The sequence below is a fragment of the Trichlorobacter thiogenes genome (assembly GCF_900167465.1).
In the GTDB taxonomy this organism is placed as follows: Bacteria; Desulfobacterota; Desulfuromonadia; order Geobacterales; family Pseudopelobacteraceae; genus Trichlorobacter; species Trichlorobacter thiogenes.
Map to the genome: position 1 here is coordinate 14,607 of NZ_FUWR01000014.1, position 14,524 is coordinate 29,130.

Consider the following 14,524-nt stretch of genomic DNA (forward strand, 5'->3'; position numbering starts at 1 on the left):
TAATTTCTAAAACAATTCCATCTGAGCCTCTGATTCGGCTGAATTCCTGCGTCTCTGTCTGCCTGCTTCTGGCTTGTCAACCAATTCTGCAGGCAGCTCAGAAACAAATCGGGACAACTCCCGTAACCCCTGACCGATCCAGCCTCTGTAACCTGAGGCGGTCAGAATGACCCGTTGTTTCGCACGGGTCAGACCAACATAAAAGAGACGACGTTCCTCTTCCACATTTGGGGTACCCATCAGGGTGCAGGGGAAAATCCCCTCTTCAAGCCCAGTCATGAAGACGACCGGAAATTCCAGACCCTTTGCACTATGGCAAGACATCAGTGCAACAGCTTCTGCCCGCTGATCATAGACCGTTGCAGTGGCATACTGCTGCAGGTGATGACTGAAGGCGGGCAGATTGGATCCAAATCCCTCTGCCTGGTGTAGCAGCCGATCAACACCAGTATCATCGGATTCCAGGGCAAACACCGGCAAGGCTAGGCGCAGGGCTGTTGCGACGCCCTGAGCTGCAGCAGCCTGAATAAACCGCTCAAGCGTGGTTGTCAGCAGCTTGAGGGCCTTGCCTGTTGCTGGCGTATGATCATACTCTGCTGCAAGCTCAAGAAAATTGCCTTTAAGCGGCAGTTTTGATTCAAGCCGGTCAAGTGTGGTTGCGCCAACACCTTTGAGGGCACCAAACAGATCAAGCCATAGGGCTATTTCATCACTGCCATCTGCTGCCTGCAGTAATTGATACAGAGGCCGTAGCTTTGTCTCCATGTAGAAAGGAGTTGCTCCAACCAGCTGATACGGTATGCCGCGTCTGGCAAGCGCTTCTGCCAGTTCTTCTGCCTGTCGTCCCAACCGGAACAGAATGGCAAAATCAGCAAAGCTCAAGCCATCTGTTGGGGTAGCGTTACCACTCCGACCAGTGCTGCGGGAAAAGCTGTCCACTCCACCGATCAACTCTTCAATCCGCCTGACAATCAACTCAGCCTCAGAACCTGGAGAGAGCGTACGGTGAAACTCAATCGCACCTTCAGGACAGTGATCCGCAGCAGAAAGTGGCAGACCGCTGCAGATCAGGTTACGGCAAATCAGACTGCCCGCTGCCTGCACTATCTTTCTGGGGAGCCGATAGCTAGTCTTTAACGGCAATAAAACCGTACCCGGCACCTCGGCAAAGCGGAAAAAATAGCGAAGATCGCCTCCCCTGAAGCCATAAATGGCCTGATCAGGGTCACCGATGGCAAAGACCGTTGCCTGCTCTGCCAGTAATTGCACCAGATCATATTGGGATCGGTTCAAGTCCTGAAATTCATCCACAAACAGGTGCTGAACAGCTTGCTGCACCCGCTGTTTGAATGATTGATCGGCATTCATAAGCTGTACACAGACCGGAATAATAGCATCCAAGTCAAGGGCGTTCAGGCGCACCAGTTCATCCACGTAGAGCTTGGTTTCTTCTGTCAGCGTCAGCTGGATACCGGAACAGTGGGCAGCAATAGCATTGGTGATTCTGCTGCGCTCAGCAACGCCACGATCAGCATACAGTCTCTTTAATAGACGTTGACGACTTTCAGGTCCAACCACGGTCAGCCCAGGATTATCCTGACGTAACTGTTCCAGGCAGAAGCGATGAAAGGTGCCGATAAACAGGTTTTCTGCCAGCAGACCGCAGCTTTTTTTCAGGCGTTCCTGCATCTCTTCAGCAGTGCGGGTCGTAAAGGTAATAGCAACCATACGGGTGGGATCAGCGCCCTGATCAAGCAAGCGCTGCAGGCGAGACACCAGGGTAAAGGTCTTGCCGGTACCTGGTCCGGCAGCCACCAACACGCGCCGACCATCAGCCTGAATGGCTGTCTGCTGCTCAGGATTAGGTCCGGTTGTCTTGAGAGCAACAGGTTCCGTTATTTTACGGGGTGGATCATTCTGCTTTAGTAATGGTTCTGATGCTGTTTTCTTGCGGCTTTTGGGGGCACGCTGCTCACCGAACAGCCCCCCCTGCCCTGCCAGTTGAACCAGTTCACCTTCTTCAAACAGACGGATCACACCAAATTCACCGTCATAGCCTGGCTGCCGGATTACGGTGCCTGCTCGCATCCGCTTAACCGCTTCAGCCAAGAGCGGTTCATGATCGTTGATCTGCTCCAGATCCGCATGTAACAGCAGGTTGAATTCTGATCCAAACTGAGTCAGCGCCCGGCCATACTGATGGATGACCTGTTTGGATGATGGACCAACCTGCAGCAGCTCACCAAGAATTTCCGTCAGCGGAATCAAGGAGTAAAACCCAGGTGCATCATCGTGATACTGTGGTGTTGCACGATCTGCCAACTCAAGTACCCGATGGTGAACCCCCACGGTAACCGGCTTTCCGCAGGCTGGACAAAGATTGTTCAAGCGACGGGTTTCATGGGGGTCAAGGCAGACCTTGCAGTCACGGTGACCGTCAAAATGGTATTTTCCCTCTTCAGGAAAAAACTCAATTGTGCCGCAAAAGGTATCGCGCCTGTTCTGCTTCAGGGCCTCACGCAAAGAAAAGAAATCGAACCCGGTATTGAACAGGTTGGCCTCACGCCCCAGCTTTGATGGCGAATGGCAGTCAGAGTTGGAGATCAGGGCACAATGATCCAGTCCTGAGATCAGGCGGTTCATTTCAGGATCAGAGGAAAGTCCGGTTTCAAGGGCAAAGATATGGCTGGTCAGGTCACCAAAACATTCTTCAATACTGTCAAAACCTGATTTGGAGCCAAACAGGGAAAACCAGGGGGTCCAGATATGGGCCGGCACCATAAAGGCATCGCTTGAACATTCCAGCAAGATCTCCAGCAGGTTACGGCTATCTAGCCCCAGAATTGGCCGGCCATCTGAGACAATATTGCCGATACCGGACAGTCGGGCATTCAGACGCTCAACCGAGGCGAAATCTGGCAGATACAGCAGATTATGCACCTTGCGGGTTGCTCCGCCCCGCTTGTAAATAGAACTGATCTCGGCAGATAACAGAAAGCGTACCGGAGTGTCAGGTTGTATCACCCCAGGCAGGATGGCAGGAATGGCCTTTTCATCTTTCAGGCGGTAAAAACCAGGCTCTGCAGGCTCCAACTGTTCTTTCAACAGCTTGAACCAACCGGGGTGAGTACAGTCACCGGTGCCGATGACCTGAATCCCTTTCAGCCGTGCCCAGGCAGCCAGACCTGCCGGGCTGCTGTCCGGGCTGGTGGCCCGTGAAAAGGGAGAATGGATATGCAGATCCGCACAATAGTTCATAGGTGGTGTGCCAATTGCGAAATGATCGGCCAGTCAGCCTCAGCCCAATCAAGGGTTGGTAGTTCATTTGGGGTAAGCCAGCAGGCTGCACTGTGCTCATGCAGGATCATGGTGCCTTCAAGAGAGTCACAGAAAAAGGGATAAAGCGTAACTTTAAAAGCTGGATAACTGTGGGTGACCGGTGGCAACCCCTGCCCTACCCTGACCGTAATCGCCAGTTCTTCCTGTAGCTCCCGCTGCAGACACTGTTCCGGTGTCTCGCCAGCTTCCAGCTTGCCACCGGGGAATTCCCATTTAAGCGGCAAAGACATGGTTGCAGAACGTTGGGTGGCCAGTATCAGGCCATCCATTTGGATGATGGCACAGGCTACATGAATATGTGGAATCTTGTCAGGCATGGCACTATCTGTATCATACTGCATCAAGAGGAACAATCAGGGAAAAGCAAAAGCCCGGCAACAAGGGTCGCCAGGCTTTTATTGAGCTTGCAAATTTCAGACTATTTCAGGCGGTTTGCATACAGCGGAAACTTCTTCATCATCTCATTTACCCGCTTCTGAATACCGGCCAGGGCCTCGTCATTGCCGATATTGGCAACAGCGTCGGCAATAAATCCGGCAACCTGCTCCATGTCGTTCTCTTTCAGGCCATGGGAGGTACAGGCTGGCGTACCAACCCGGATACCGGAGGTAACAAAAGGAGAACGGGTCTCAAACGGTACGGTGTTCTTGTTTACGGTAATGCCTGCCTTGTCCAGAGCCTCTTCAGCAGCCTTGCCGGTAATCTCGGTGCCGGTGAAGTTGATCAGCATCAGGTGGTTATCAGTACCGCCGGAAGTCAACTTAAACCCTTTTGCCATCAGGCATTCTGCCAGCTTGGCAGCGTTCTTGACGATCTGCTGCTGATAGGTCTTGAACTCAGGCTGCAGCGCCTCTTTAAAGGCAACTGCCTTGGCAGCAATCACATGCATCAACGGTCCACCCTGAATACCAGGGAAGATCTGGGAATTAATGGTTTTGGCAAACTCTTCACGACAGAGAATCATACCGCCACGGGGGCCACGCAGGGTCTTGTGGGTGGTGGTGGTAACAAACTCGGCATAGGGAACCGGGTTGGGGTGTACACCGGCAGCAACCAGACCGGCAATGTGGGCCATATCCACCATCACCTTGGCGCCAACCTTGTCAGCAATGGTACGGAAGGCCGGGAAGTCAATGATGCGGGGATAGGCGCTGGCGCCAACCACGATCATCTTTGGCTTATGCTCCAATGCCAGACGTTCGACTTCATTATAATCAATGGTTTCCGTGTCAGGAGAAACGCCGTAAGGCACCACTTTATAGAAGCGGCCCGAGAAGTTAACCGGGCTGCCGTGGGTCAGGTGACCACCATGGGAGAGATTCATCCCCAGGATGGTATCGCCTGGTTGGCAAACCGCATTGTAGACCGCCATATTGGCCTGTGAACCGGCATGGGGCTGCACATTGGCATGATCTGCACCAAACAGCTCCTTGGCACGCTCAATGGCCAGATTTTCAACCACATCCACATGGTGACAGCCGCCATAGTAGCGCTTGCCTGGGTAACCTTCAGCATACTTGTTGGTCATTACGCTGCCCTGAGCTTCCAGGACTGCTTCAGAGACAAAGTTTTCAGAGGCGATCAGCTCCAGGTTGTATTCCTGACGCTCGGTCTCATGCTGAATCGCTTCAGCAACTGCTGGGTCAAACTGGGAGAGAATTGACATCGTTCAAGCTCCTTATCTGGTGTATACGGTTAGTACAAAAAGGAAACGGGACTTTTGCAAGTCCCGCTTGATGATATAGTTGCTAACAGACGCTACTGACAACTCTTTTTCTCAATGTCAGTAATCTTGTCAAGACGACGTTGGTGACGGTCGCCTTCATAGGATGCATCCAACCAAGCTGCCACACAAGCCTCTGCTGTTTCTACCGACAGAATGCGGCCACCCAGAGCAAGGATGTTGGCATTGTTGTGCTGCTTGGCTAACTCTGCCATCTGAGGTGTGGTTACCAGGGCTGCCCTGATTCCTGGCACCTTGTTGGCGGCAATGGAAATACCGATGCCGGTGCCGCAGATGACAATACCGGCGTCAGCCTCACCATGCACCACCAGCAGGGCCACTGCTTCGGCAAACTCAGGATAATCAACCGAATCAGTTGTATAGGTGCCAGCATCAGCCACTTCAATGTCTCTACCCTGCAGAAACGGGATCAGGGCCTGTTTTAATTCAAATCCGCCGTGGTCAGAACCGATGGCAATCTTCATTGCTAGACCCTCTTGAACAGCAATGTGGCGTTGGTGCCACCGAAGCCCAGTGAGTTACTCATGACATAATCCACTTTAGTTTCACGAGCTGTGTTGGGCACATAATCAAGATCACATTCTGGATCAGGCTCTTCGTAGTTAATGGTTGGCGGAATAACATTCTTATCCAGCACCATACAGCTGATAACTGCCTCAAGCCCCCCAGCTGCACCCAGCAGGTGGCCGGTCATGGACTTGGTGGAGGAAACCATCAGTTTGTAGGCATGATCACCAAAAACCGATTTAATGGCCAGGGTTTCGTTCAGGTCATTAAAGTAGGTTGAAGTACCGTGGGCATTGATATAGCCGACCTGCTCAGGATTCACGCCGGCATTCCTGAGCGCCATCTTCATACAACGTGCTGCACCTTCGCCACCTTCTGCAGGGGTTGTCATATGGTAGGCATCACCGGTCAGACCATAGCCAACCACTTCGGCATAAATCTTTGCACCACGTTTTTTGGCGGCTTCATACTCTTCCAGCACAACGATACCTGCACCTTCACCAAGGATAAAACCATTACGTCCCTTGTCAAAAGGTCGGGAAGCACGCTGTGGCTCATCATTGCGATCTGATAATGCCTTCATTACGGCAAAGCCACCAATTCCCAGCGGCGTAACTGTTGACTCAGTGCCTCCGGCAATCATGGCATCGGCATCACCACGGGCAATCATGTGATAGGCATCACCAATGGAGTGGGTACCGGTTGCACATGCTGACACAGAAGACAGATTCGGGCCTTTAGCGCCGTATTTGATAGAGATATGACCAGGTGCCAGGTTAATAATCAGCATTGGGATAAAGAAGGGGGAAATTTTCTTGTAACCACCCTCTTGCAACGCAATATGGTACTTTTCAATGGCTGGCAAGCCACCCAAACCGGCTCCAACCAGTACGCCGACCTGCTCGGCATTCTCTTCGGTGATCTGCAGACCGGAATCTTCCATGGCAAACTGGGCAGCGGCCATGGCGTATTGAATAAAGAGATCCATTTTTTTGATCTCTTTTTTATCAATATACTGCTCCGCATCAAAATCCTTTACCTCACCGGCAATTCTTACCGGTAGAGAGCTGGCATCAAAGCGGGTGATATGGTCAATGCCGGAGCGACCACTCATCAGGCCATCCCAGTTTTTCTGATTGCCGGTTCCTAACGGGGAAACGGCACCCACACCGGTAACGACGACTCTTCTCATCTGTAAACTCCCATTCATAGTGGGTCTGGTAAAAAAGGAAAAGAGGGGACCAGTCCCCCCTTTTCAATCCTGCCGGTCTTCAGTCAGATCCTAGGTGTGCTCAACGATGTAATCAATGGCATCCTGAACGGTCTGGATTTTCTCAGCATCTTCATCAGGGATTTCGATGTCGAATTCCTCTTCAAGAGCCATAACCAGCTCAACGGTGTCAAGGGAGTCTGCACCCAGGTCATCCATGAAGGATGCCTCGGAAACAGCCTGTGCCTCGTCAACTCCCAGCTGCTCGGCAACAATTTCTTTTACTCTTTTCGCTACATCAGACATCTTACACCTCCGTGTGATATAAACCGTTGCTGGTTTTGTTTTTGAAAACGTCTCTGCTTCTTAGCAAACAGAAACGACAAATGTCAAAGCAATTTTTCAGGAGATTGGATCAATATCCAACCACCTGAAATCATACTACATATACATACCGCCATTAACCGCCAGCACATGGCCAGTGATGTAGGCAGAGGCCTCTGAGGCCAAAAAGACGACAGCATTGGCAATATCATCGGCTGAACCAAGCCGCTCCAGAGGAATCTGGGCTGCCAGTTCTCCACGTACTTTATCGGACAAGGCGTCGGTCATGGCAGTGGCAATAAAGCCGGGAGCAACGGCATTAACCGTCACATTCCGCTTGGCCATTTCACGGGCATTGGACTTGGTCAGACCGATCAGACCTGCCTTGCTGGCGCAGTAGTTGGCCTGTCCGGCATTGCCCATCTGCCCTACAATTGAGGCGATATTGATAATCCGACCATAGCGTTGCTTGCTCATCACCTTGAAGGCGGTACGGGTACAGACAAAGGCGCCTTTCAGGTTGACGCTCAGAACGGCATCCCAGTCTTCGTCCTTCATCCGCATGATCAGGCCGTCACGGGTGATGCCTGCGTTATTAACCAGGATATCCACCCGGCCAAAGGCCTCAACAGCTGCATCAATCATCCGCTCAACATCATCGGTAACAGTTACGTTACCAACCACGGCCAGTGCCTTGGCACCAGTTGCCTGCAGTTCTGCAACGGTTGCATCAGTGCTAGCCTGATCCATATCCATGGCTACAATGGTGGCACCCTGCGCTGCCAGCGCAAAGGCAATACTTTTCCCAATTCCTCGTGATGCACCGGTAATAACGGCTACTTTCCCTTTTGGCATAGTCTGTCTCCTCGTAAATAACTATCAGGATTGCTTATCTGCAAAGGTTGCCTTTAAATCTGCCTCGGTTACGACCTTGCCATCCACCAACGCCTTGGCGCTAAAGAACCAGATCCCACGTTTGCATGCCGTTGCTTCGACTTCAAAACGCAGCTGATCCCCAGGCATGACCGGTTTACGGAACTTGGCATTATCAATGCCGGTGAAATAGGTCACCTTGTCACGAATAGATTCATCGGACTGATAGGCCAAAATGCCGGCAACCTGCGCCATTGCTTCGATAATAAGAACCCCGGGCATAACCGGATGTCCAGGAAAATGGCCAGGGAAAAACGGTTCATTAATAGTGACATTCTTAAGACCGACAATCTTCTTTCCAACCTCAATCTCAAGAATGCGGTCAACCATCAAAAACGGATGGCGATGGGGCAGTATCTTCATAATCTGATTGATATCAAGCATAGGGAACACCCTCCTTTAAAACAGGAATCAGGCAGCTGCTTTTACACCGGCAGTGTCTTCAATGTTAACCAGGGTCATCTCTTTGTTGATCCGCTTTACCAGTCCGGTCAACACCTTACCCGGTCCGATCTCAACAAAGCGGGTTACCTCTTGATTGATCATGGCATGTACTGACTGTTCCCAACGTACCGGCGCACAGACCTGAGCCACCAGCAGTTCACGCACCCGCGCCGCATCCTGGTTCGCCACAGCTTCAACGTTGGTAATAACTGGCAGGGAAAGTGGGTGTACCAGCACGCAGTCGAGTACCTCTTTCAGGCGGTCGGCAGCAGGCTGCATTAAGGCGCAATGGAATGGGGCGCTTACCGGAAGCAACATGGCCTTGCGGAACCCTTTGGCCTTGGCCAGCTCAATAGTGCGGTTCACTGCAGTTGCGTGTCCGGCAATCACGATCTGTCCAGGGGAGTTAAAGTTTGCCGGAGCAACCACTTCGCCCTGCGCAGCCTCTTCGCAGATGGCTGCCAATACATCAGCTTCAATCGAAAGCATGGCCGCCATGGCCCCGACACCAACCGGCACCGCCTCCTGCATAAAGGTACCGCGGGAGCGCACGGTCTTGGCTGCATCAGCAAGAGACAGGGCACCGCTGCAAACCAGGGCGGAATACTCACCCAATGAGTGACCGGCAACACAATCAGCCTTTAGGCCGGTCTCCTGCTGCACCACCCGCAGGGCTGCAATACTTGCTGTTAAGATAGCAGGCTGGGTATTAAAGGTCAGCTTGAGATCCTCTTCAGGACCTTCAAAACAGAGCTTTGAAAGTTTAAATCCAAGCGCTTCGTCTGCCTCTTCAAAGGTCTGACGTGCTATGGAGAAATTTTCTGCCAGATCCTTGCCCATACCGGCATACTGGGAACCTTGTCCAGGAAACAGGAAAGCTGTTTTACTCATAATTATAACCCTTTATTGTAACGTTATACTGCTACCACTTTAACAATACTGAACCATAGGTAAAACCACCACCAAAGGCATCCAGCAGCACCAGATCGCCGGATTTCAGGCGACCTTCACGGTTGGCCTCATCCAGAGCCAAGGGGATGGAGGCAGAAGAGGTGTTGCCATATTTATGAAGATTAACAAAGATCCGTTCTTCAGGAATACCAACCCGCTTGCCGGTTGCCTCAATAATGCGGCGATTGGCTTGATGGGGAATCAACAGCGCGACATCATCAGCTGTGACTGCATTATGTTCAAGGGCTGCAACAGCAGCATCACCCATGGCGCGTACCGCATGCTTGAAGACTTCATTGCCTTCCATTCTCAGGTAATGCAGCTTGTCGGTAAAGGTGTTTGGTGCCGTAGCAGGATTTCTGCCGCCGCAACCAGGCTGGTACAACAGACCCCAGTGGGTGCCATTGGTAAAGATATGGCTTGAAAGTATCCCCTGTTCACCACCATCAGCTTCCACCACAACCGCACCAGCCCCATCACCAAACAGGATACAGGTGTTACGGTCGGCGAAATCCACAATACGGGTGAGCACCTCTGCCCCCATGACCAGCACCTTGCGCGCCATACCACTCTTGATATACGCCTCAGCCATATTCAGGCCATAAATAAAACCTGAACAGGCAGCTGAAAGATCAAATGCAGCGGCATTATGAGCACCCAGTTCTTTTTGGATGATACAGGATGTAGCAGGAAACGGGAAATCAGGAGTGACGGTACCCAGGATAATCAGGTCAAGCTCTTCTGGCGAGACATTGGCCATTTCAAGAGCCCGGCGTGCTGCCAGTGTGGCAAAGGTGGAAGTGTATTCGTTCTCAGCAGCAATCCGACGTTGTTTAATACCGGTTCTGGTGGTGATCCACTCATCATTGGTATCAACCAGTTTTTCAAGGTCGTGATTAGTAAGAACCTTATCGGGAACAGCAGAACCGGTTCCCGTGATGCGGGCGCGCAGCATGTGACCCCCAACCGGAACTGAGGGAGATCTGGTTCCGGCACGTAAATAACAGATGGAAGGAAACCTACGGTCAGGAAACTGGCGGTACAGATTGATTGCTGCGTGGAAACAGTGCCCCGTAATTTTCAGACAGTTTCTCGGCAATACGTTCTGTTACGCCACTGGTTGCATAATCATGGGCAAAGCGGATGGCATTCTTGATCGCCTTGGCATTGGAACCGCCATGGCAGATCATGCCAACGCCGTTAATACCGATCAGAGGTGCGCCGCCATACTCAGCATAGTCAACAGTCTTTTTAAAGCGTTTAAAGGCGCCGCGCATGAACAGATAGCCCATCTTGGCTATCATATCGCCCATAATCTCACGCTTTAACATGGTACCGGTCGCCTCAGCCAGCCCTTCAGACAGCTTAAGCACCACGTTTCCCACAAAACCGTCGCAGACCACTACCTCAACCGTGCCTTTGAAGATATCACGGCCTTCCACATAACCGGCATAGTTCAGTGATGTTTGGCGCAGAATAGCATTGGTTTCGCGGGTCAGTTCATTGCCCTTGGAATCTTCTTCACCATTGGAAAGCAGACCGATGCGAGGATTAGGAATGCCCAGCGCATGCTTGGCATAGACCTGTCCCATAATGGCAAACTGCACCAGATGGGAGGCCTTGCAATCAACATTGCCCCCCACATCCAGCACCAGCGTCTTGCCTTCAAGGGTCGGAAAAACCTGGGCTATGGCTGGCCGTTCAATTCCGCTGATCCGCTTCAGGACGAACATACCGGCAGCCATGGTGGCACCGGAATTACCGGCACTGACCGCAGCACAGGCCTGACCATCCTTGACCAGTTCAAAGGCTAGACGAACCGATGAATTACGCTTTTTACGTACCGCATCAGAGGCAGAATCATGCATTCCCACCACCTCACTGGCATGGTGAATGGTGATATCAAGCCCTGACGCAGCATGACGATCTAGTTCCTGACGGAGACGATCCTCATCTCCGACCAGAACAATCGGAATACCGAACTGACGGGATGCAGCAACAGCACCCTCAACCTCAATGGCTGGGGCGTTGTCGCCTCCCATGGCATCAACAGCAACTCTCATGGACATGCAAGTCAGGCCCGATTAGGCCTGCTTCGCAGCCCCGACTACTTCCTTGCCTTTGTAAATTCCGCAGGAAGGGCAGGCGCGGTGCGGCATTTTAGGGGATTTGCACTCTGGGCAGACCGACAGGCTGGGGGCGGTCAGAAAATCGTGGGCCCGACGCATATTCTTACGTGATTTGGATGTTTTCTTCTTGGGTACTGCCATGGCTGATACTCCTTTGTTGGTGGCCTTGAGACCACTGTTTATGGGCGGACTTTGAAGTCCTTTAAAGCAGCAAACTTGGATTGCTTCTGTTCAATAATACAACTACAGGAACCGGAATTCAGGTCAATGCCACAGACCGGACATAACCCTTTGCAGTTCTCTGAACAAAGTGGTTTAAGCGGGATCTCCAGGGCAACCTGCTCGGCGATCTCAGGCAGCAGATCAATTTCATCACCACTGAAGCAGGTGGAAATCAGATCATGTTCGCCAAGTTCAACTTCGTCTTCTTCTTCGTGATTTGCTGCACTGTCTTCACGGAAGAAGATCGTAAACTCTGAATGCACGGTTCGGTCAAAACTGCAGAGACAGCGGGAACAGTCCAGCTGAACCGGTACTGTTACGGTTCCTTCAACGCGATAGTGGTCAAGCTCCCGTCCAGCTGTTAACGCAACCTGCACAGAACCGGTAAATCGACACTCACCAGCAGCCACCATCTCGGCAAGAACCGGAAATGATTCTGCCGGTTCATTGAAGGAATACTCCCGAACGGCTTCCTTGATATGTTCGGTTCTGACCTTCATGCACGTACCTCTGGCTGTGGAGGGTTAAGAAATGAGGTAATATAGTGAAAGCTGATAGTTTGTCAAGAATAAAGAGCTTTTTTACTTTATTGTGGCACAAACGCCCCACGGTCAGTAATCCGCTTGAGGGTTGCCACAATCAGCTTGGCTGACTGCTCCAGGTCCCCCAGCGACACCACCTCTACCGGCGTATGCATGTAACGCAACGGTAACTTTACCAGGGCAGTGGCCACGCCGCCCCGGGAAATCTGCATCACATTTGCATCAGTTCCGGTTGCGCGGGGATTAGCGGTCAATTGCACGGCAATCTTATCCTTCTGGGCTGTAGCGTACAGCAGCTCAAACAGGGCATGGTTGATATTGGCGCCACGGGTTAGAATCGGCCCCTTACCCAGGGCAACCTCACCATTATGCTTCCGCTCAACATCCGGCTGGTCAGTGGCAAAATCCACCTCAACACAGATACCGATATCTGGATTAACCGTGTAGCAGCTGGTGGTGCCACCGCGCAGACCGATCTCCTCCTGTACTGATGAGACACCATACAGATCAACCGGAAGTTTTTTCTTTTCTGCTGCCACCAGACGCAGCACCTCTGCCACCACAAAGGAGCCAGCCTTGTCATCAAAGCCACGGGATGCGACCCGGTCACCCTGCAGACGGGTAAACTCGCTAGCAAAGGTGATACAATCCCCTACCCGCACCAGCTTCTGGGCCTCTTTTTTATCCTTGGCGCCAATATCAATATACTGGGCCTCCAGCTTGACCACGGTTTCGCGGTCCTTGGCATCCATCAGATGGATCGGTCGCTTGCCCACCACCCCTGACAGTGGCCCATCAGCCGTATGGATATGCACCACCTTACCCGGCGTCAGATGGGCATCCACCCCACCAATGGCGGCAAAATAGAGAAATCCTTTATCATCAATATACTTAACCTGCAGACCGATCTCGTCAGAATGTCCAACCAGCATTACCTTGGGACGATCCTTGCCTTGCCCAGGAATAAAACCATAGACATTTCCCATTACATCACTACTGACCTGGCAGTAGGGAGCAACATAGTCACGAAACAGTCGCTGGGCAGGTTGCTCATAGCCAGAGGGACTGGGGGCTGCCAACAGTTTTTCAAGAAACGCCAGTGATTCTTTACGCATCAGATCTCTCCTTATAAATACATGTGGTTATGATAGAACCTCTACACTTTTGCTGTATGTTTGAAAGAAGCACTTGATCATATTGCAGGTTGGCATCGGTCTGAACTTTTTTGATCACGATACCGGACTGCTGCCAATGAATCAGGTTGTCCCGTGCATGGCCCTGCACTTCTGATAGTCGGTCAGGATGACAGACAAGCTGTAACCCTTCAGTTGACAGGAACTGCCCTGCAAGCATTTCAACCAGATCATAATACAGTTGAGCCTTAACCAGCTGCCCCAAGGCAGGGTGCCAGCAACCAGCCAGAATAGCACCGTCCACAGACAGTCCTTCTTCGGCCTGCAGGCCGATCCGAATAACCGGTATACCTGCCTGCAGACAGAGATGCAACATTCGCGCACAGTTTTTTACACCCTGTTCAAGACCGGGCGGTTGATACTGGCCAGCGTTAAACTGATCTGCCAGTGCAGTGCCTGAGAGTACCACTGCCGGATAGATCCGAACAAACTCTGCTCCTGCGGCAATAACCCCCTTAACGCTGGCCAGAGCCTTTACCTGGGTATCTCCAGGCAGGCCGGGTAACAGTTGAGCACCAACCTGAAACCCTGCAGCCTTGACGCGCTGAATAGCAGCTAGACTCTCAGCTGCAGTATGACCTCGCCTGCTCTGTTGCAGCACCTGATCATCAAGTGATTGCACCCCAACCTCAATGGTGGTTACCTTGTGGTTTGCAAGAAATGCCAGTACTGCTTCATCAAGTGCATCAGGTCTGGTTGAAATTCTTACACTTTTAATTTTTTGTTGCTCTATCAGTGATTGAACAGCACCAAGCAACTGCTCCTGTTGCTTTCTGGGCAACAAGGTAAAACTGCCACCATAAAAGGCAACTTCAGCAACCCTATCAGGAGAACGGGCCAGCCACTGCTGCACGGTTTCTTGTATCAGCTCTGCTGATGGCAGATCTTGTTTAACACCGGAAATCAGATGCTGGTTACAGAAGAGACAGGTATGTGGACAGCCTGCATGGGGGATAAAAAACGGGATAATCAAAGGACGCATGATG

General features: G+C 51.7%; 15 protein-coding genes. All 15 read right to left on the reverse strand.

Annotation, left to right across the window (positions count from 1 at the left end; translation table 11 throughout):
- Positions 1 to 6: 6 nt before the first annotated feature.
- Positions 7 to 3,258 (reverse strand): UvrD-helicase domain-containing protein, encoded by a 3,252-nt coding sequence (locus B5D39_RS11915; protein ID WP_078790692.1) that lies wholly within the window; start codon positions 3,256 to 3,258, stop codon positions 7 to 9.
- The gene (locus B5D39_RS11920) at positions 3,255 to 3,656 is read right to left on the reverse strand and encodes a (deoxy)nucleoside triphosphate pyrophosphohydrolase (RefSeq protein WP_078790693.1); all 402 of its coding nucleotides are present in this window, start codon (positions 3,654 to 3,656) and stop codon (positions 3,255 to 3,257) included. The genes B5D39_RS11915 and B5D39_RS11920 overlap by 4 nt, the downstream gene beginning before the upstream one ends.
- A 101-nt stretch (positions 3,657 to 3,757) precedes the next feature.
- On the reverse strand, positions 3,758 to 5,005 hold the full coding sequence (gene glyA / locus B5D39_RS11925) for a serine hydroxymethyltransferase (protein ID WP_078790694.1): 1,248 nt from the start codon (positions 5,003 to 5,005) through the stop codon (positions 3,758 to 3,760).
- 92 nt (positions 5,006 to 5,097) lie between these two features.
- Entirely contained in the window at positions 5,098 to 5,547 is a 450-nt protein-coding gene (gene rpiB, locus B5D39_RS11930; RefSeq protein ID WP_078790695.1) for a ribose 5-phosphate isomerase B, read from the reverse strand.
- Positions 5,548 to 5,549: 2 nt separating this feature from the next.
- The gene (gene fabF / locus B5D39_RS11935) at positions 5,550 to 6,782 is read right to left on the reverse strand and encodes a beta-ketoacyl-ACP synthase II (protein WP_078790696.1); all 1,233 of its coding nucleotides are present in this window, start codon (positions 6,780 to 6,782) and stop codon (positions 5,550 to 5,552) included.
- Between the two features lie 90 nt (positions 6,783 to 6,872).
- Complete coding sequence (gene acpP, locus B5D39_RS11940; RefSeq protein ID WP_078790697.1) at positions 6,873 to 7,106, reverse strand: acyl carrier protein; 234 nt, start codon at positions 7,104 to 7,106, stop codon at positions 6,873 to 6,875.
- 135 nt (positions 7,107 to 7,241) lie between these two features.
- Positions 7,242 to 7,979 carry a 3-oxoacyl-[acyl-carrier-protein] reductase gene (gene fabG, locus B5D39_RS11945; protein ID WP_078790698.1) on the reverse strand — a complete coding sequence of 246 codons (738 nt, stop codon included), beginning with the start codon at positions 7,977 to 7,979 and terminating at the stop codon, positions 7,242 to 7,244.
- Between the two features lie 24 nt (positions 7,980 to 8,003).
- On the reverse strand, positions 8,004 to 8,441 hold the full coding sequence (gene fabZ, locus B5D39_RS11950) for a 3-hydroxyacyl-ACP dehydratase FabZ (RefSeq protein ID WP_078790699.1): 438 nt from the start codon (positions 8,439 to 8,441) through the stop codon (positions 8,004 to 8,006).
- A gap of 27 nt (positions 8,442 to 8,468) precedes the next feature.
- On the reverse strand, positions 8,469 to 9,392 hold the full coding sequence (gene fabD, locus B5D39_RS11955; protein ID WP_078790700.1) for an ACP S-malonyltransferase: 924 nt from the start codon (positions 9,390 to 9,392) through the stop codon (positions 8,469 to 8,471).
- Positions 9,393 to 9,423: 31 nt separating this feature from the next.
- A complete protein-coding gene (locus tag B5D39_RS11960) occupies positions 9,424 to 10,407 on the reverse strand; it encodes a beta-ketoacyl-ACP synthase III (RefSeq protein ID WP_078790701.1) in 984 nt (327 codons plus the stop codon).
- Positions 10,408 to 10,477: 70 nt separating this feature from the next.
- Complete coding sequence (gene plsX, locus B5D39_RS11965; RefSeq protein ID WP_078790702.1) at positions 10,478 to 11,515, reverse strand: phosphate acyltransferase PlsX; 1,038 nt, start codon at positions 11,513 to 11,515, stop codon at positions 10,478 to 10,480.
- Positions 11,516 to 11,536: 21 nt separating this feature from the next.
- The gene (gene rpmF, locus B5D39_RS11970; RefSeq protein ID WP_078790703.1) at positions 11,537 to 11,722 is read right to left on the reverse strand and encodes a 50S ribosomal protein L32; all 186 of its coding nucleotides are present in this window, start codon (positions 11,720 to 11,722) and stop codon (positions 11,537 to 11,539) included.
- Between the two features lie 38 nt (positions 11,723 to 11,760).
- Positions 11,761 to 12,303 carry a YceD family protein gene (locus tag B5D39_RS11975; protein WP_078790704.1) on the reverse strand — a complete coding sequence of 181 codons (543 nt, stop codon included), beginning with the start codon at positions 12,301 to 12,303 and terminating at the stop codon, positions 11,761 to 11,763.
- Positions 12,304 to 12,389: 86 nt separating this feature from the next.
- Positions 12,390 to 13,460: a M42 family metallopeptidase gene (locus B5D39_RS11980; RefSeq protein WP_078790705.1), complete on the reverse strand. Its 1,071-nt coding sequence runs from the start codon at positions 13,458 to 13,460 to the stop codon at positions 12,390 to 12,392.
- Complete coding sequence (locus B5D39_RS11985; RefSeq protein ID WP_078790706.1) at positions 13,453 to 14,520, reverse strand: elongator complex protein 3; 1,068 nt, start codon at positions 14,518 to 14,520, stop codon at positions 13,453 to 13,455. The genes B5D39_RS11980 and B5D39_RS11985 overlap by 8 nt, the downstream gene beginning before the upstream one ends.
- Between the last annotated feature and the right edge of the window lie 4 nt (positions 14,521 to 14,524).

Bases quoted from the DNA above. Each gene is read 5' to 3' on its own strand.
- glyA (WP_078790694.1), bottom strand. From the start codon at position 5,005: ATGTCAATTCTCTCCCAGTTTGACCCAGCAGTTGCTGAAGCGATTCAG.
- fabF (WP_078790696.1), bottom strand. From the start codon at position 6,782: ATGAGAAGAGTCGTCGTTACCGGTGTGGGTGCCGTTTCCCCGTTAGGA.
- rpiB (WP_078790695.1), bottom strand. From the start codon at position 5,547: ATGAAGATTGCCATCGGTTCTGACCACGGCGGATTTGAATTAAAACAG.
- acpP (WP_078790697.1), bottom strand. From the start codon at position 7,106: ATGTCTGATGTAGCGAAAAGAGTAAAAGAAATTGTTGCCGAGCAGCTG.
- fabD (WP_078790700.1), bottom strand. From the start codon at position 9,392: ATGAGTAAAACAGCTTTCCTGTTTCCTGGACAAGGTTCCCAGTATGCC.
- B5D39_RS11980 (WP_078790705.1), bottom strand. From the start codon at position 13,460: ATGCGTAAAGAATCACTGGCGTTTCTTGAAAAACTGTTGGCAGCCCCC.
- B5D39_RS11915 (WP_078790692.1), bottom strand. From the start codon at position 3,258: ATGAACTATTGTGCGGATCTGCATATCCATTCTCCCTTTTCACGGGCC.
- plsX (WP_078790702.1), bottom strand. From the start codon at position 11,515: ATGAGAGTTGCTGTTGATGCCATGGGAGGCGACAACGCCCCAGCCATT.
- B5D39_RS11920 (WP_078790693.1), bottom strand. From the start codon at position 3,656: ATGCCTGACAAGATTCCACATATTCATGTAGCCTGTGCCATCATCCAA.
- B5D39_RS11960 (WP_078790701.1), bottom strand. From the start codon at position 10,407: ATGCTGCGCGCCCGCATCACGGGAACCGGTTCTGCTGTTCCCGATAAG.
- rpmF (WP_078790703.1), bottom strand. From the start codon at position 11,722: ATGGCAGTACCCAAGAAGAAAACATCCAAATCACGTAAGAATATGCGT.
- fabG (WP_078790698.1), bottom strand. From the start codon at position 7,979: ATGCCAAAAGGGAAAGTAGCCGTTATTACCGGTGCATCACGAGGAATT.
- fabZ (WP_078790699.1), bottom strand. From the start codon at position 8,441: ATGCTTGATATCAATCAGATTATGAAGATACTGCCCCATCGCCATCCG.
- B5D39_RS11975 (WP_078790704.1), bottom strand. From the start codon at position 12,303: ATGAAGGTCAGAACCGAACATATCAAGGAAGCCGTTCGGGAGTATTCC.
- B5D39_RS11985 (WP_078790706.1), bottom strand. From the start codon at position 14,520: ATGCGTCCTTTGATTATCCCGTTTTTTATCCCCCATGCAGGCTGTCCA.